Genomic DNA, 16,455 nt, shown 5'->3' on the forward strand with positions numbered 1-16,455 from the left:
GCGGATCACGCTCCTGGAGAGGCTTCGCGTACGGGACCGGGGCCGGTCCCCGGGCGGAGTGCGCCGCCCGGGACCCGGTGCTCACGAGCATCGCGGAGGCGGCGGCGGGGGTCGATTACGCGCGAGGTAATGCCGGACGCTGTAGGGTGCCCGCCTGGACGGCCGATGGCCGAAATCATGTGCTACGCAAGGGGGATGCGGTGGCCGGCAGGGAACGGGCGCGCATGATCGCGGCCGGGGACGATCACAAGGTGACACCGGCCGAGCTCTTCTTCGACCTGGTCTTCGTCTACGCGATCACGCAGGTGACGGCGCTGATGGCGGCCGAGCCGACGCCGGTGCGGGTGGTCGGCGCGATGGCGGTGCTGGCGCTGCTGTGGTGGTGCTGGTCGTCCTTCGCCTGGCTGGGCAACGTCGTACGGGCGGACTCCGGCGCCCTGTTCGCGGTGCTGGTCACCGTGATGACCGTGGTGTTCGTGGTGTCGCTCGCGGTGCCGGAGGTCCTCGCGGACGCCCCGGGCGGGCTGCCCGCGCCGCTGGTGTTCGTGGTCTGCTACAGCCTGGTGCGGGTGCTGCACCTGGTCTCGTACTGGGTGTCCAGCCCCGGCGACACCGCGCTGCGGGCCACCCTGCGGCGGACGGCGCTGCTGTCGGTGGCGCCGCCGTCCGTGCTGCTGCTCGCGGGCTGCGCGTACGAGGGGACGCCTCGGCTGGTGCTGTGGCTGAGCGCGGTCGCCGTGGACTACGGCGGGATCTACGTCACCGGCTCCTCCGGCTGGCGGGTCAACTCCCCCGGGCACTTCGCCGAGCGGCACGGCCTGATCGTGATCATCGCGCTCGGCGAGTCGATCGTGGCGATGGGCGTCGGCATGGCCGGCTTCCCGCTGACGGCCACGGTCGTCGGGGCCTGCGCGGCGGGGCTGCTGCTCGCCGCCGCGCTGTGGGCCCTGTACTTCCGGTGCTTCGGCGAGCCCGCCGAGCACCGGCTCGGGGCGCTCGACGGGGACGAGCGCACCCGCTTCGCCCGGGACGTCTACACCTTCCTGCACCTGCCGCTGGTGGCGGGTGTGGTGCTGACGGCGCTCGGCATGAAGAAGGTGCTCACCCAGATCGCCGACACCGGCCACCACGGCCTCGGCGAGCCGCTGCACGGCACCGTGGCCTGGGCGCTGACGGGCGGCGTCGGCGTCTTCCTGCTGGGCGCCTCCGCGATCACGCTGCGCTCCTCGGGCCGCCGCCCGACGGCCCTGCTCGTCGGCGCCGTCTGCTGTCTCGCGGCGGGCCCCCTGGTCGCCCTGCTCCCGGCGCTGCTGGCGCTGGCGCTGCTCACGGCCGGGGTGACGGGCCTGGCGGCGGCCCACGGGCGGCGCCCGGCGGCCGGCCCGGCGCCGGAACCGGCGGACGGGGCTCCGACGGGCGGACCACGGGCGGACGGGACACCGGCCGACGCGGCCCAGGCCACCGCGACACCGGCCGACGGGACCCCGGCGGACGGGACACCGGCCGACGGGACCCCGGCGACGGCCTAGGCGCGGCGCCCGAGCCGCGTCCGCGCGCTTGGAGGAATCGTGCCGTGGGCGGGGCGATCACCCAAGGACCCGCGAGCCCACGGGTGGCCGGGGCCGGGCGTCGGCACACTGACCCCATGTCTCCCACAGCCACCAAGAGCACCAAGGCGCCCACGGCCACCGGCGCGCCCACCCTCATAGGCTCGGTCCGGCGCGCGCTCGGGCTGCTCCAGGCGGTCGCCGAGCACGGCGAGGTCACCGCCAAGCGCCTGTCCCGGATGACGGACCTGCCGCTGCCGACCACGTACCACCTGCTGCGGACCTTGGTCCACGACGGCTATCTGCGCCACGAGCGCGGGGCGTTCCGGCTCGGCCCGGCCGCGCCGACGCTCTCGGGGCAGCGGGACGGCCCCGGGCTGCGGCTGCCCGAGTGGCTGCGGCTGCTCCGCGACGAGCTGGACGCGCCGGTGTACTGCGGGGTCCTGGAGGGCGGCGAGGTGCGGCTGGTGGCGTTCGCGGACAGCCCGGAGCGGCCCGCCGCCGAGGAGTGGACCGCCTTCCGGGCCAGCGCCCACGCCCACGCGCTGGGCCAGTGTCTGCTCGCCCAGCTCGACGTGCCGGCCCGCCGGGAGTACCTGGCGCGGCGGCCGGTGACCCGGCTGACCCCGCGCACGGTCCGCGACGAGGACGCGCTGATGCGGCGGCTCGCGCGGGTGCGGCGGGGCGCGGCGGTGCACGAGGTGGAGGAGTACGCGCTGGGCACGGTGTGCGCGGCGGTGCCGGTCACGGTCGGCGGGGCGGTGGCGGCGGTGGGCTTCTCGCTGCCGCTGGCCGAGGCGGAGCGGCTGCGGCCGACCGCGGCCCGGCTCCAGGACCGGCTCGAACGGGCCCTGGCCACCCAGTCGTTCACGGTCGGGCCGTAGCTCAGTAGGCGGCCCGGCGCTGTCCGATGTGGGCGCGCAGCCGGTCGGTGTCGGCCGCCGTCCAGCCCGGGGGCGGGACGACGGCCGCCCAGCCGTCGACCGCTCCGGTGCCGTAGCGGTGTCCGTGCGGGGCCTGCACCCCGTAGGAGACGGCCATGTCGACGGAGGTCTGCCAGAAGGCGACGAAGGGGAACCAGTCGATCTCCGGGGTGATGTCCGGGCCGAGGGGGTCGTCGAGCCAGGCGGGCCGCTCCAGCAGGAGGTCGGGCGACCACCAGACGACCGGGTCGGAGGCGTTCTGGAGGTAGACGGCGCGCGGGAACTCCCAGCGGGCCGGGGGCCGTTCGAGGTCGGTGCCGGGGAACTGGGCGAAGCGGTAGTGCGCCCCGTCCCGGTACTGGGGCCGCCAGACCGGGCTGCCGGGGTCGCGGTCGCGGCGGATCTCGCGGGAGACCGGGGAGAAGTTGGGCGCGCCGAGCAGCAGGGCGCCGTCGGTGCCGTCGAGCAGGGCCTCGGCGCTGCCGAAGGAGGCTTCGACGGCGTAGGCGCCGAGGCTCTCGCCAGTGACGACCAGCTTGGGGCGCCGGTCGGCGGGGAGCGCGTCGATCCGGGCGCGGACGGCGTCGAGCAGGGCCCGGGTGGCCTGGCCGGCCTTCTCCTTGTCGACGAGGAAGGAGACCCAGCTGGGCAGGTAGGAGTACTGGACGGCGACGATCGCGGTGTCGCCGCCGTACATGTACTCCAGGGGTTCGGTGACGTTGGGGTTGACCCAGCCGGTGCCGGTGGTGCCGGCGACGGCGAGGACGCGGCGGTCGAAGGCGCCGGCCCGGTCGAGCTCGCGGACGGCGAGTTCGGCCTGGGCGGCGAAGGGCCCGGCGTCCTGGAAGGCGGGCGGCGGCGTGGAGGGGACGTAGACGCGCACGGGGTCGCGGGCGGGCCGCCCGGTCCAGGCGGCGATGCGGTCGCGGGTGGGCACCGAGCCGGTGAAGTTGCGTCCCTGGTAGCCGAGGTCCTGCCAGCGGATCAGCGAGCCGGGGCCGCCGGAGACGTGGCGGGAGGCGGGGCGGTGGATGCCCTCGTGGGTGTCGTCGTTGGTGCTCGCGGCGATCCGGTCGGCGAGGTCGACGACGCCCCGGTCGAAGACGACGTCGCGGACGCCGACGAGGACGGCGAGTGCGGTGAGCAGGGCGCCGAGGGCGTACGCGACGGGCCGGGGCAGCAGCCTGCCGAGCAGCCGGATCAGCTTGCGGGCGGCGAGCCGGACGCCGCGGGCGAGCAGCAGCAGGGCCAGCCAGAGGAGGATCGCGATGAGGGCGATCACGGGGGTGTGCCAGGTCAGCGAGGGCGGGAGTTCCTGGAGCACGCGGAGTCTGCGCTGCGTCCGGGCGCTCTCGGCGACGAGCCAGAGGGTGAGGAGCGGGAGGAGCAGCCAGTAGCCCTGCCAGAGCCGGGCCCGGGTCCGCTCGGTGGGGCGCCAGGGTATGAGGGCGCGGGCGAGCCAGGAGACGGCGGCGCCGAGCGCGTAGCCGATGGCGGCGGTGATGCCGCCGACGACGCCCTGGAGGTACCAGGGGCGGGGCACCAGGGAGGGGCTGAGGGAGGCCCAGAAGAAGAAGGTGGCCCAGCAGAGCGCGATGAGGTCGGGCCAGTGCCGGGCGGTGTAGGGGCGGCGGACGGCGGCGCGGAGCCGGGCGGGTCCGGCGGACCGATCGGGTGCGGTGGGCTGCCGGTCGGTCGAGGTCATCGGTTCAGCCTCGTACACCGTACAGCCATCCGCAAATCGGCCCGCCGGGGCGGGGCCCGGGGAGAGCCGGGGGGAGGCCCCGCGCCGGGCCCCGGGAGGGTCAGTCCGCCTTGTGTTCCGCTTCCACGGCCGGTTCCTGGGCGGAGCGGAGGGGGCGGCCTTCCGTTTCGCGTTCCGGTTCGGGGCGGTGACGGTCGAAGCGTTCCTGTCGGGCGGCCTCGGCGCGCAGCAGCGCGTTGAGCACGGCGAAGGGGTCGACGGGCATGACGGAGCTCCTTGCGGTGGTGGTGAGGGGTGCGGAGAGGCCGGGCCTCTCAGCACCGCATCACCGCCGACCGGGGCGCGTCGTCACGGGGGTGCGGTACGGGGACGGGGGCGGGCGCGGGCGCGGCGGCGGGCGCCGCCCGGCGGGTGGCGCGGGGCGGGGCCGGGCGGCGGGCGGCGCGGGCGGGGGTGCTCGCCTCCTGCTCGGCGAGGTCGTGGACCTCGGCGGCGGGTTCGGCGGCCGTGCCGGCCACGCGCTGTTCCGCCCCGGCCGTCCCGGTGAGGACTCCCCCGGTCCCGAGCAGCGCGGCGAGCACGAGCAGCACCGCGACGGCGAACCGCCGGGCCCGCACGGCGGGGACGCCGGGGTGCGCGGGGAGGGACCTCATGGAGAAGCGTCCTGCCCCGCCGGGGCGGCCCTGAGCCGTCCGGGGCGGCACGATCCCCCGGTCGGCCTACACCCGGGAGCCGGAATTCACCGCACCGGCGGGCGCGCGACGGGGCGTGTCGGCGCGGGCGGTCAGGGGCCGGCGGGCCGGTCGGCTCCGGCGCGCGCGGCGCGCTTGCGGAGCGCGGCCATCACCGCGTACACGAGGACACCAGCGAAGAGGAAGAGGACGCCCTGGTAGACGGCGGCGTAGCCGGAGCCCGCGACCAGCCAGAGGGAGAAGCCGAAGGCGACGGCGGCGAGGACGGCGTCGCGGACGAGGCGCGGGCGGGAGACCTTCTCGCCCTGTCCGGAGAGCAGGAAGTAGATCTGGGCGGCGGTGGAGAGCAGGTAGGGGACGGTGGCGGTGAAGGTGGTGACGAGCACCAGGACCTCGAAGACGCCCTGGGTGCCGGCCGTGTAGTTGTAGACGGTCAGCAGCGAGGCGAGGACGACGGCCACGAGGACGCCGACGGTGGGCACGCCGCGCCGCTTGACGGCGAAGACCTTCGGGAAGAGGCCGTCGCGGGCGGCGGCGTAGGGCGCCTGGGCGCTGAGCAGGGTCCACCCGTTGAGCGCGCCGGCCATGGAGACCAGGGCCATGCAGGCGACGGCGGCGCCGCCCCAGGAGCCGCCGAACATGACGTCCACGGCGTCGGAGAAGGGCGCGGTGGAGGTGATCAGCTTGTCGTGGGCGACGGTGCCGAAGACGGCGACGGTGCCGAGCAGGTAGAGCGCGGCGGCGGCGAGGGTGCCGAGGACGGTGGCGCGGCCGACGTTGCGGCGCGGGTCGCGGACCTCGCCGGCGCTGACGGCGGCGGACTCGACGCCGAGGTAGCTGAAGAGCAGGATCGCGGCGGCGGCGGAGACCGCGCCGAGGGAGCTGGAGTCCCCGGCGTGGAAGGGGCCGAGCTTGGCGCTGTCGAAGAAGAAGAGTCCGCCGACGGCGACGAGCAGCAGCGGGACGAACTTGAGCACGGTCGCGACGAGCTGCACGGCGCCGACGTACCGGGTGCCGGCCAGGTTGGCGAGCGCGGGCAGCCACTGCAGGAGCAGGGCGGCGGCGATGGTGGCGGCGGTGGACTCGTGGATCGGGACGAGGTGGTCGAGGTAGCCGACGGCGGCGACGGCGAGGGCGGCGTTGGAGACCCAGGTGGTGATCCAGTACGACCAGGCGGCGAGGAAGCCGGCGAAGTCGCCGAACGCGGCGCGGGCGTAGACGTAGGGGCCGCCGGTCTGCGGGTGGCGGTGGGCGAGCCGGCCGAAGACCAGGGCCAGGGCGAGGGCACCCAGGGTGAGGATGCCGAAGGCGACCAGACTGATGGTGCCGTACGGGGCCACGGAGGCGGGGAGCAGGAAGATGCCGCCGCCGATGATGTTGCCCGCGACGAGGGCGGTGGCGACCGGGAGCCCGAAGCCGCGGGCGGGCTTGCCGGGCGCGGGTGCGCCGGGTACGGGCTCACCGGGCGTGGGTGCGCCGGGCGCGGGTGCGCCGGGGGCCTCCCCCTCGGGCCGGTGCGCGGGCCGCGGCTCCGGGTCGGCGGTGTCGCGGCGGGTGTGGGGGGTGGCCGTGCTCATGGGGGGTGGTGCGCCTCTCGTCGTGCAAACGCGTCCATCGTCCGCCCGCTGAGACGCCGTTCCAAATCACCCGCTTTTGTCCTGTACGGCCGGGTCATCGACCGGAAGAAACGCTTCCGCATCGCCGCCGGGCGGCGAAATCTCCAGCGGCACCTGCGGCCCCCGTGACCCCTGCGCCTCCCGCAGCCAGCCCCGCAGCACCCGGTGCACCCGCTCGGCGCCCACGATCTCCCCGGGCGGGTCGGTCAGCTCGCGCGGCCACAGCAGGAAGGGGCGCCCCTGCTCGCCGCCGAGCCCGCCGTGGGAGCCGATCTGCTCCTCGAAGGCGTGCACGGTGCCCGTCGCCGGGTCGTACATCGAGTTGACCATGATGTCGGCGACGTGCGGGAAGCCGTCCGTGCGCCGCACCGCGTCCGCCGCGCCGGGACCGAAGACCGCGAGCGGCCCCGCGTCGGCGTCGCTCAGCTCCGCCAGCGGGACCTCGACGCCGCCCCGGGCCAGCACCACCGAGCCGTGCGCCTCGCTCGCCACCAGCAGGAAGCCGATCCCCGGGTGCTCGGCGAGGGTGCGCAGCAGCGCCGGGTGGAGGCGGTCGATCTCCTCGCGGGTCATCCGGTGCGGCACGCCGGGGAAGGAGACCAGCCCCAGGTTCCCGGAGGCCAGCACCACCGGCTCCGGGGCGCGGGCCGCCGCCGCGGCGGCGGCCTCCGCCGCCTCCCGGCCCCGCTCGGCCGTCTCGTCCGGGGAGCGGTGCAGGGCGCCGCGCAGCGCGTCGCGTGCCGCGTCCCGGCCCTCCGAGCCGCCGGACTCCGGCTGCGGGTGGCCCCAGCGGGTCCGCCGCACCCGGCGCGGCACCGGCAGCCCGCAGCCGGCCCGGACCAGCTCCCGCAGGCTCAGCCCGTACGCGCCCGCGAAGGTCTCCCCCGGGCTCTGCCCGTGGTCGGAGAGCAGCACGATCCGGTACGGGCGGGGCGCGTGCTCGGCGACCTGGGCGATCAGCGCCAGCGAGCGGTCCAGCCGCCGGAGCACCTGGTCGGTGTCGTGGCCGTGCGGCCCCGAGTGGTGGGCGACCTCGTCGTAGGCGACCAGGTCGGCGTAGACCGCGGTCCGGCCCGCCAGCATGTCGCCCATCACGGCGGCGACCACCACGTCCCGCTCGATCACCGTGGCGAAGGCGCGGACCAGGGGGTAGAGGCCGCCCCGGGAGACCCGGGGGGTGCGGCGGCGCAGCCGGGCCCGGGTCGACTGGGCGAGCTCGCGGAACGTCTCGGTGACGAAGGAGCCGGCGGTGCGGACGGCGTTGGCGGGGTCGGAGAAGTAGGCGAAGTAGCCGGACCGCGAGCGGTTGCGGCGGCCCCGGCGGGCGGCCACCGACAGGACGAGGGCGAGCTGGTCGGCGCCGCCGCTGAACAGGTTGCCCCGGGAGGCCCCGTCGTAGCCGAGCAGCCCGCCGTCGCCGGTGCGCTCGACCGCGCGGCGCTGGAGCTCGACGGCGCTGGCGGGCCGGTTGGAGACCATCAGCCGGCCGGTGTCCTTCTCGTACCAGCGGAAGGCGGGCACGTCCTCGTTGGAGCCGTGCAGGATGCCGAGCTGGCTGGCGCCGGTCTGGCTGGACCAGTCGGTGCGCCAGGGGGCGAGCCGGTGGCTGGTGGCGAGCCACGCGCCGACGGTGGGCATCAGCCCGTCGGCGACGGCGTCCTCCAGGACCCGGTGGCCCACGCCGTCGAGCTGGAGGAAGACGGTGCCGGGCACCGGCTCGGGGCCCTGCGCGGGCCGGAGCCGCCTGCGGTCGGCGAGCCGGTAGAGGCGCCGCCGGTAGGCGTCGTCGTCGCGCACGGCGAGCGCGGTGGAGGTGGCCGAGGCGACCGCCGACATCACCGCGGCGACCAGGACGGCGGTCTGGGGCGCCACGGTGCCGCGCCCGTCGGGGGTGAGCCACAGCGCGACGAGCAGCAGCGAGCCGTTGAGGAAGAACACCAGCAGGCCGAGGACCAGCGCCGGGACGAGCAGCAGCGCCCGCACGATGACCGGCCACACCAGGGCGCTGAGCACGCCGAAGGCCCCGGCGCCGAGGGCGGCGGTGAAGGCGATGGTGGTGAGGCTGTCGCCGTCGCGGGACTGGAGCTGGAAGTCGGGCAGCACGGCGGCGAGCACGAGGAGGGTGAGCGTGGAGACCGCCCACACCGTGACCACCCGCATCACGGTCCGGCCCGCGCTCCGCCAGCGGACGGGGGACTGCGCTCGCCGTTCGCCCACGCCTGGTTCACCTTTCACCCGTTTCCTGCCCCAAGCGTGGCACAACGGCCACCACGCGCAGGTCGGCCGGGAAGGTGCGGGTGTGTCAGGTCCGCGCCCGGCGCCGCACGGCGGCGGCGCCGGCACAGCCCCTCAGCAGCCGTCGTACCCGGCGGTGGGCATGGACATCCGCCGGTGCACCCACGCCTTCATCGGGGCGTCGTAGGACGGCTCGTCGAGCCCCGCCGTCTCCAGGCGCACCCCGCGCCGCTCGCACTCGGCGAAGAACGCCGGCACGTCGGTCAGCGCGCGGGCCAGCACCCGCTCGTTCGGCGCGACGAAGAGGTCCACGATCCCCGCCTCCACGTCCGCCCACAGGGCCTCGTGGTCGGGCCGGATGCCGTAGAACAGCAGCCGCCTCGCCACCACGTACCCCTTGTCGACGGCCCAGCGGGCGCACATCGCGTGCTGGCTGCGGGTGTCGACCAGGAAGGGATCTTCGTCGAGCTCTTCGAGCGGGGTGAGGCTGGCGATCGCCGCCACCCGAACGTCGTCCATGGGGCGACCCTACTGCGTCCCCGGACCCCCGAGGAGATCTTCCGCGCCCGGGCTCCGCGCGGCCCGTCGAAGACCGGCCACACCGGCGGCACCGGACATTTACCCTCGTTACGGAAGACCGAAGGCCGCGGGGCCGGAGGGCCGGGCGGCGGACGCGGACGCGGAAGGACGGGGTGCCGGTGGAGGTCACCTGGTGGGGTCATGCCAGCTGCACGGTCGAGGACTCCGGGGTGCGGTTCCTGACGGACCCGCTCTTCGCCCGCCGGCTCGCCCACCTGCGCCGGCGGCGCGGCGCGCTGCCCCCGCCGGACGCCGCCCGCGCCGAGGCGGTGCTCGTCTCCCATCTGCACGCCGACCACCTCCACCTGCCCTCGCTGGCCCTGCTCGCCCCCGGCACCCGGGTGCTGGTGCCCCGGGGCGCGCCCCGCGCGGTGCCCGCGCTGCGGCGGCTCGACGCGCGCGGGCTGCGCGTCACCGAGCTGGAGCCCGGCGACACGGTGGACGTCGAGGGGGTGACCGTACGGGCCGTCCCCGCCCTGCACGACGGGCGGCGGCTGCCGGTCGGCCCGCACCACTCCCCCGCGCTGGGCTACGTGGTGGAGGGCGAGGCCCGCACCTACTTCGCCGGGGACACCGGACTGTTCGACGCGATGGCGGAGGCCGTCGGGCCCGTGGACGTGGCGCTGCTGCCGGTCGGCGGCTGGGGCCCGTACCTCGGCCACGGGCACCTGGACGCGGGCCGGGCCGCCGAGGCGCTGGCCGCGCTGTCGCCCGCCGCGGCGGTGCCGGTGCACTACGGCACGTACTGGCCGATCGGCATGGACGCGGTCCGCCCGCACGAGTTCCACGCGCCGGGCGCCGAGTTCGTCCGGCACGCGGCCCGGCTGGCGCCCAAGGTGGCGGTGCACCTGCTCGGGCACGGCGAGCGGGTCCGCCCGGAGGTCGCCCGGTGATCGACCGGATCCTGACGGCGGTGCGCGAGCTGCCGCCGGAGTCGACCCAGCAGGCCGTCGGCTATCCCTCGCTGTTCCTGCTGGTGGCGCTGGGCGCGCTGGTGCCGGTGGTGCCGACCGGGGCGATCGTCAGCTCGGCGGCGGTGGTCGCCTTCCACCAGACCGCGCCGCTCGCCCTGCTGTACGTCTTCCTGGTGGCGGCGGGCGCCGCTTTCCTCGGCGACCTCGCCCTGTACTGGCTCGGGCAGCGCGGGGTCCGCTCCCGCAACGGCTCGCGGTGGCTGGCGGCGCTGCGCGGCCGGGTCACGCCGGAGCGGCTGGCGCAGGCGCAGGAGCGGCTGGAGACCCACCAGGTGCCGGTGCTGGTGCTCTCGCGGCTGGTGCCGGCGGGCCGGATCCCGGTGATGCTGGCCTGCCTGCTCGCCGGGATGCCGCTGCGCCGCTTCGCCCGGGGCGACCTGCCGGCCTGTCTGGCGTGGGCGGCGACGTACCAGCTCATCGGCATCCTGGGCGGCTCGCTCTTCCCGGAGCCGTGGGAGGGCGTGGTGGCGGCGGTCGCGCTCACGGTGCTGCTCGGCGCGGCGCCCGCGCTGTGGCGGCGGCTGCGGGGGCGGGGGCGGGACGGGGGCCGGAGCGGGCGGCCGGGGGCGCCCGGGGGGACGCCGGGCGCGCCGGGCGCGCCGGAGGGGCCGGCCGTCTGAGCCGGGGCGGGGGCCGGGCTCAGGGGCCGCTCGTACGGGGTGCTCACGGTCCGGTCGTGCGGGGTGCTCACGGTCCGGTCGTACGCGAAGCGCCGACCGGGAGGTCCCAGAGGGCCTCGCGGGGCAGCCCGGCGCGGTCCCAGGCGGCGCGCAGGCGGGTGAGGGGTTCGAGGACGGGCTCGGAGGAGAGCACGAAGGTGGCCCAGTGCATGGGGGCCATCCGGCGGGCGCCGAGGTCCTGGAAGGCCCGTACCGCCTCCTCGGGATCGGTGTGCACGTCGCTCAGCCACCAGCGCGGGTCGTAGGCGCCGATCGGCAGCAGGGCGAGGTCGAGGTCCGGGTGGCGGCGGCCGATCTCGCCGAACCAGTGGCCGTAGCCGGTGTCCCCGGCGAAGTAGACCCGCCGCCCGTCCCGCTCGGCGAGCACCCAGCCGCCCCACAGGGAGCGGCAGGTGTCCAGGAGGGTGCGCTTGGACCAGTGGTGGGCGGGGACGAACTCGAAACGTACGCCGTCCAGTTCGGCCGCCTCCCACCAGTCGAGCTCGGTGACCCGGGCGAACCGGCGGCGGGTGAACCAGCGGCCGAGCCCGGCGGGCACGAAGACCGGGGTGCGGCGCGGGAGGCGCCTGAGGGTGGGCGCGTCGAGGTGGTCGAAGTGGTTGTGGCTGATGACGACGGCGTCGACCGGCGGCAAGTCCTCCCAGCGGACCCCGACGGGGGTGAGCCGGGCCGTGGTGCCAAAAACGCGGCGCGACCAGACGGGGTCGGTGAGCACGGTCAGGCCGCCGATCCGCACCACCCAGGAGGCGTGCCCGGCCCAGGTGACGGCGAGGGTGCCGGGCCCCGCGTCGGGCAGCGGCCCGGGGGCGAAGGGCAGCAGCGGGATGTCCCGCAGCCCCTCGGGCCCGGGGCGGACGGCGCCCTCGCGGGCGAGCCGGGCCAGGGCGCGCACGCCCGGCAGCGGCGCGGTGAGGCGGTCGGCGAAGGAGCGCGGCCAGTCGTGGCGCACCCGGCCGAGCGGCTGGAGCGCGGGTGCGGGCGGCGCGGGATGCGGGGCCCGGGCGGGCCGGGCGGTCTGTTCCGTCATGGCCGGGACCTCCGTCACGGGCGGGAGAGTTCGTCGAGTGCGGCGGCGAACGCGCCCAACACCCGCTCCACATGGGGGGATTCCTCGGGGCGGGCGGCGGCGAGGGTCTCCGCGCGCTCCGCCGGGCCGGTCCCCAGGAAAGCCGCGGTGTCGAACCGGACGCGCAGCGCGCCGAGTTCGTCGCCGAAGCGGTGCCCGCCCGCGACGGGGGTGCCGAGCCGCCGGGTGAGGTGGTTCTCCAGCTCCAGCGAGTCGGTGACCCCGCGGGCGGCGAGGCCGGCGCGCAACGGCCCCAGGTCGGCGTAGAGATGGCGGCCCGCCTGCGGGGGCCGGGCGAGCGCCCCGGCGGCGAGGACGGCGCGGTGGGCCGCCGCGGCGAGGGCGCCGTGCAGGGCGGCCGTGGTCGCGGTCCGTACGGTGACGTCCTCGGGTTCGTCGAGGGCGTGGGCGGCGGCGGGGGCGACCGGGCCTGCGACGAGCGCGCCGAGCGCGGTGAGGATGTCGAGGGTGCGGGCCCCTCGGTCGGTGTAGCGGTCGGCGCGGGTGGGGGCGGTGGGCGGCAGGCGGGCGACGGCGCAGGGCCAGGCGGCCGGGGTGAGGGCGCCGGAGAGGTCGGTGAGGACGGTGACGTCGTCGGGGCACATCTCGGCGGGGCTGAGCAGCACCGTCTCCCGGGGACGGTGCAGAGTGTCGCGCCAGGTCTCGTCGCTGATGATGTGCAGCCCCTCGGCGACGGCCGCCTCGCACGCCTCGCGGACGAGTTCGGGCGGGGCGACGGTGGCGGTGGGGTCGTCGGCGACGGAGAGCAGGAGGAGGCGGGGGGTGCCGCCCTCGGCGCGGATCCGCCGCACGGTCTCCAGGAGGGCGTACGGGTCGGGGACGCCGCCGCACTCGGCTGGTGTGGGCACGTGGTAGGCGGGCCGGCCGAGCAGCCGGGCCTGCGCGGTCCACCAGGCGGGGCGGGGCCGGGGCATCAGCAGGTCGCCGCCGTGGGCGGCGATGAGCGCGAGCAGCAGCGGGGCGGCGCCGGGCGCGGCGACGACGTCCTCGGCGTGGGTGCGCAGGCCGCGGCGCCACCAGTGGCCGGCGGCGGCCTGGCGGAGCACCGGCCCGCCGCCGGGCGGTTCGGGCGCGGTGCGGTCGGCCGCAGCGGCGAGCAGCGCGGCGAGGCCGGGCAGCACGGGGAGGCCGGACTCCGGGGCGGGTGGCCCGTAGCGCACCGGGCCGCGCCCCTCCGGAGCTGTCTGCCGCATCGCCCTGACCTCCTGGCCTCCCGGACCACTGGGACTCCCGGGACTCCACAGACCCCCGTGCCCTTTATACGGTTATACGGAGGTTCGGGACATCTCGCCGCCCGGCCAGGGTCAGGCGAGGGTGACGGGGTGCCGGACGATCGCGTCGAAGAGGTAGCCCTGGGTGTTGGGGACGGCCCGCTCGGGCTGCGTGTTCCCGGCCGCGTCGGTGACCCGGGAGAGCAGCGTGGCGGGTCCGGTGGCGCGCGGGCGCCAGGAGGTGGCCCAGCGGACCCAGCCGGCCCGGCGGGGCGGGTCGAGCAGCCGGGCGGGCCGCCAGTGGGCGCCGCCGTCGGTGGACACGTCCACCCGGCGCACGGGCGCGTGGGCGGACCAGGCGCGGCCGGAGAGGAGGTGGGTCCGGTGTGCCTCCAGGGTGGCGCCGAAGGGCAGTTCGTAGGCGCTCTTGAGGGTCTGGCGGGTGAGCGGGGCGCTGCCGCCGGGCGGGTGGGCGGCGCCGAACAGGCGGTAGTAGTCGGTGGACCAGGGCGAGGCGAGCGGGGTGCGGGAGACCTCGATGTCGCCGAGCCACTTGATGGAGGCGATGCCGATCCAGGAGGGCACGATGAGCCGGACCGGGTACCCGTGGTCGTACGGGAGGGGCTCGCCGTTCATCTCGTACGCGAGGAGGACGTCGTCCAGGGCCTTGGCGACGGGCAGCGGGCGGCGGACCCGGCCGAGGTCGACGCCGCCGGTGACGTAGGGGGCGTCGAGGCCCCGGGGCTGCACGGACACGGCGTCGGAGGCGATCCCGGCGAGCCGGAGCACGTCGGAGAGGCGAGCGCCGCGCCAGCGGGCGGCGCCGATCGCGCCGAGCGTCCAGGGGGTGCCGCTGACGGTCTCGCCCTGCTGGGTGGCGTAGAGGCTGCGGCCGTTCCCGGCGCACTCGACCAGGGCCGTCCGGGTGACGGCGGGCAGATCACGGAGCTGCCCGTAGCCGAAGCGGACGGGCCCGCGCCCGTGCAGCCCGTCGCCCCACACGGTCAGGCTCCAGGTGTCCGCGTCGAGGACGGGCGTGGCGGTGTGGTTGCGCACGAAGAAACGGTCCACGGGCGTGAGCGGACCGGTGCCCGCGAAGGTCTCGTAGCGGGCCTCGGCGTTGGTGCCACGCAGGGTGAAGTACGCGTCGGGCGTCGGCTTGACGATGCCGGGCACGGTCGCGGCGCCGGCGGGCACGCCGCCCAGGAGCGGCAGGACGGGGGCACCGGCGAGGGCCTTCAGCAGGGTGCGGCGGGCGGGCACGAACGGCCTCCTCGGCACGTCGGGGGCGGGGTCCGCCACACCTTAGGGGCGGACGGGGCACCGGGACGGGCCGTTCATGGAGCCGTCATATGAACATCCGTCAGGTCGGGGGGCGGGGGCGGGGGCCCGCTCGGGCCGGTCGGGGCGGGGCGGGTTCGGACGGACCGGCCCGGACCGGGCTCGAACCGCGCATCCGCTCGCGGTGACGCGCGACGAGGCCAGTCCAGTACTGTGCCGCGATGACCAGCGACAGTGCCGACCGAAGCGAACCTTGGGACGGTGCATGGGTACGTGCCCGTGCCGCGGCCATGGCCCAGGAAGATCCTGAGTGCCGGCGCTTCGGGGCCTCCGCTCATCGATACCGGCTTCGGCCGCCACTGGCCGAGGCGACGATCCGGTTGTTCGAGTCACTACACGGTGTCCGGCTGCCCGATTCCTATCGGAGCTTCCTCAAGGAAGTCGCCGACGGAGGAGCGGGCCCGGACTACGGGATCGTGGGTCTGGTGGAGGAAGTGGACGACGAGGAGGCCCTGTACGACCTGCGAGAAGAGGATCGGCGTGCGGGCTTCTTGTCCACGCCTTTCCCGCACACCGGCGAGTGGCCCGGACCGGGCAAGAAGGGCAACGCCGACTACTCGGTCGAGGGGAGTCTGGTCATTGCGGAGGCGGGCTGCGGCATGTTCCACCGCTTGGTCATCACGGGGAGCAACACCGGCCAGGTGTGGTTCGACGACCCCGACTGGGGCGGCCTGACTCCAGGCCCGGACTTCCGCGACTGGTACTCCGCATGGCTGGCTACGACCTGACCAGCGACGGGTGACGGCGGCGGGTTCAGTGGCGGCCACAGCGGCTGCCTGGGCAGTGACAGAAAGGCCGCCGACCAACACCACGGCAATTGCAGAGCTGCCGAGAACGCGACTTTCAACAGCAGTACCGGCCAACCGGAAAAAGCCGCGAACCAGCCAACCGAAACGATCGATCAAGTGTAGGAAAAGAACCTTTCCCACCAGGTGTAACCGCTCGACTGATGGGGCGTCGAATGCCGTCCGTCATACTCGCCCGTACAGTACTTCTTCGGAATGAAGACGAAACCGTGCGACCGGAGCGAGGTCTCGATGCATTCCTTTTCGGAAGGTGACAGGGCACCACCCTCGACGGCATGGTCCAGGTCATCCCATTTTCCGGGATCCATCCCCAAAGGCCCCACGACAACCGAAGCCATATCCCCGAAATTACTGAACCACACGACGAACCCGGATCCCTTTTCCGTACATTCCGGCAACACAGTAACTCGCCAGCTCGCCACAGAATCCTCTATGGTGGCATAAAAGCACTCTCCAAAACGATCGGCAAAATCTTCTTCAATCAGTCCAATCCTGCGCTTCAGGGGTCCCCAATCGGGAGCCTGGGGATTCTGATAGGTTCCCGGCAAATTATCCAGCTCAAGAAAAAGAGACATGCATTCATCGGCATTCAATTCAAAATAACTTCCCGTGCTAGTGGACAATAGAGCGGAGCCTTAAGAAGGAAGGGGGATCCCAGCCCTATGCACCAGGCATGCTCTCCGGTCGATTCTATGCCTCGCTCATGACCGCTGGACCATGCCTTGTCGATCAGAGTCAGCAACTTACCTTGATCCTTCGCTTTGAAGATTGAATGCGAATCCTTCCCAGTGTCGTATGGGCGAGTACGGGTCATGACATGTTCAGTACCGTGCTCATTCCTCTCACCCATCCCGTCGCAGAGGGCACCGGCAACGACATCCAGGCCGTCCTCACCGAACCCGGCGGCGGCATCAAGCACGTCGCCCGCCTCGGGAAGAACGGCACCTGGACCAAGTTCGGCGACCTCGCCCCCGTGCTGGGCACCGGCGAGATCCGCAGCGTCAGCGCCGCGTCCGCCGACGACGAGTTCCACACCACGGTCATCAGCGGCGGCACCAT

Annotated in this window: 16 protein-coding genes; 6 read left to right on the plus strand and 10 right to left on the minus strand. The window is 75.0% G+C overall.

Annotation, left to right across the window (positions count from 1 at the left end):
* The first annotated feature begins 200 nt into the window (after window positions 1-200).
* Both AB0C99_RS15345 and AB0C99_RS15350 read left to right on the plus strand, forming a co-directional pair.
* A complete protein-coding gene (locus AB0C99_RS15345; protein WP_362474941.1) occupies window positions 201-1,529 on the plus strand; it encodes a low temperature requirement protein A in 1,329 nt (442 codons plus the stop codon).
* Between the two features lie 116 nt (window positions 1,530-1,645).
* The gene (locus tag AB0C99_RS15350) at window positions 1,646-2,431 is read left to right on the plus strand and encodes an IclR family transcriptional regulator C-terminal domain-containing protein (protein WP_362474944.1); all 786 of its coding nucleotides are present in this window, start codon (window positions 1,646-1,648) and stop codon (window positions 2,429-2,431) included.
* A gap of 1 nt (window position 2,432) precedes the next feature.
* Here AB0C99_RS15350 and AB0C99_RS15355 read toward each other — a convergent pair whose 3' ends face one another.
* The 6 genes from AB0C99_RS15355 to AB0C99_RS15380 all read right to left on the minus strand — a co-directional run bounded on the left by AB0C99_RS15355 (window position 2,433) and on the right by AB0C99_RS15380 (window position 9,237).
* A complete protein-coding gene (locus tag AB0C99_RS15355) occupies window positions 2,433-4,175 on the minus strand; it encodes an alpha/beta-hydrolase family protein (RefSeq protein WP_362474947.1) in 1,743 nt (580 codons plus the stop codon).
* Window positions 4,176-4,275: 100 nt separating this feature from the next.
* Window positions 4,276-4,440 carry a hypothetical protein gene (locus AB0C99_RS15360; protein ID WP_362474950.1) on the minus strand — a complete coding sequence of 55 codons (165 nt, stop codon included), beginning with the start codon at window positions 4,438-4,440 and terminating at the stop codon, window positions 4,276-4,278.
* 49 nt (window positions 4,441-4,489) lie between these two features.
* A complete protein-coding gene (locus AB0C99_RS15365; RefSeq protein ID WP_362474953.1) occupies window positions 4,490-4,828 on the minus strand; it encodes a hypothetical protein in 339 nt (112 codons plus the stop codon).
* 131 nt (window positions 4,829-4,959) lie between these two features.
* On the minus strand, window positions 4,960-6,444 hold the full coding sequence (locus AB0C99_RS15370) for an amino acid permease (protein WP_362474956.1): 1,485 nt from the start codon (window positions 6,442-6,444) through the stop codon (window positions 4,960-4,962).
* A gap of 66 nt (window positions 6,445-6,510) precedes the next feature.
* Window positions 6,511-8,643, minus strand: coding sequence for a phage holin family protein (locus AB0C99_RS15375; protein WP_362475009.1), 2,133 nt, complete (start codon window positions 8,641-8,643; stop codon window positions 6,511-6,513).
* Between the two features lie 189 nt (window positions 8,644-8,832).
* A complete protein-coding gene (locus AB0C99_RS15380) occupies window positions 8,833-9,237 on the minus strand; it encodes a recombinase family protein (RefSeq protein ID WP_362474959.1) in 405 nt (134 codons plus the stop codon).
* A 173-nt stretch (window positions 9,238-9,410) separates the two neighbouring features.
* On the opposite strand from AB0C99_RS15380, the gene AB0C99_RS15385 reads away from it, so the two are divergent.
* Both AB0C99_RS15385 and AB0C99_RS15390 read left to right on the plus strand, forming a co-directional pair.
* The gene (locus tag AB0C99_RS15385; RefSeq protein WP_362474962.1) at window positions 9,411-10,190 is read left to right on the plus strand and encodes an MBL fold metallo-hydrolase; all 780 of its coding nucleotides are present in this window, start codon (window positions 9,411-9,413) and stop codon (window positions 10,188-10,190) included.
* Window positions 10,187-10,891 (plus strand): VTT domain-containing protein, encoded by a 705-nt coding sequence (locus AB0C99_RS15390; protein WP_362474965.1) that lies wholly within the window; start codon window positions 10,187-10,189, stop codon window positions 10,889-10,891. Before AB0C99_RS15385 ends, AB0C99_RS15390 begins: the two co-directional genes overlap by 4 nt.
* Window positions 10,892-10,958: 67 nt before the next feature.
* On the opposite strand, the gene AB0C99_RS15395 is transcribed toward AB0C99_RS15390, so the two are convergent.
* From AB0C99_RS15395 to AB0C99_RS15405, 3 genes are all read right to left on the minus strand, one after another.
* A complete protein-coding gene (locus AB0C99_RS15395) occupies window positions 10,959-11,978 on the minus strand; it encodes an MBL fold metallo-hydrolase (RefSeq protein WP_362474968.1) in 1,020 nt (339 codons plus the stop codon).
* A gap of 14 nt (window positions 11,979-11,992) precedes the next feature.
* On the minus strand, window positions 11,993-13,231 hold the full coding sequence (locus AB0C99_RS15400) for an aminotransferase class I/II-fold pyridoxal phosphate-dependent enzyme (protein WP_362474971.1): 1,239 nt from the start codon (window positions 13,229-13,231) through the stop codon (window positions 11,993-11,995).
* 111 nt (window positions 13,232-13,342) lie between these two features.
* Entirely contained in the window at window positions 13,343-14,512 is a 1,170-nt protein-coding gene (locus AB0C99_RS15405; RefSeq protein ID WP_362474974.1) for a sulfite oxidase, read from the minus strand.
* A gap of 239 nt (window positions 14,513-14,751) precedes the next feature.
* Between AB0C99_RS15405 and AB0C99_RS15410 the strand changes: the two genes are divergently transcribed.
* A complete protein-coding gene (locus tag AB0C99_RS15410) occupies window positions 14,752-15,318 on the plus strand; it encodes an SMI1/KNR4 family protein (RefSeq protein WP_362474977.1) in 567 nt (188 codons plus the stop codon).
* Between the two features lie 173 nt (window positions 15,319-15,491).
* Here the strand turns inward: AB0C99_RS15410 and AB0C99_RS15415 are convergent, their stop codons facing one another.
* A complete protein-coding gene (locus AB0C99_RS15415; RefSeq protein ID WP_362474980.1) occupies window positions 15,492-16,019 on the minus strand; it encodes a hypothetical protein in 528 nt (175 codons plus the stop codon).
* Window positions 16,020-16,225: 206 nt separating this feature from the next.
* Here AB0C99_RS15415 and AB0C99_RS15420 point away from each other — a divergent pair.
* Window positions 16,226-16,455: hypothetical protein (locus AB0C99_RS15420; protein WP_362474983.1), on the plus strand; the 230-nt coding region annotated here is incomplete at its 3' end.

The organism is Streptomyces sp. NPDC048659 (assembly GCF_040650575.1).
GTDB lineage: Bacteria > Actinomycetota > Actinomycetes > Streptomycetales > Streptomycetaceae > Streptomyces.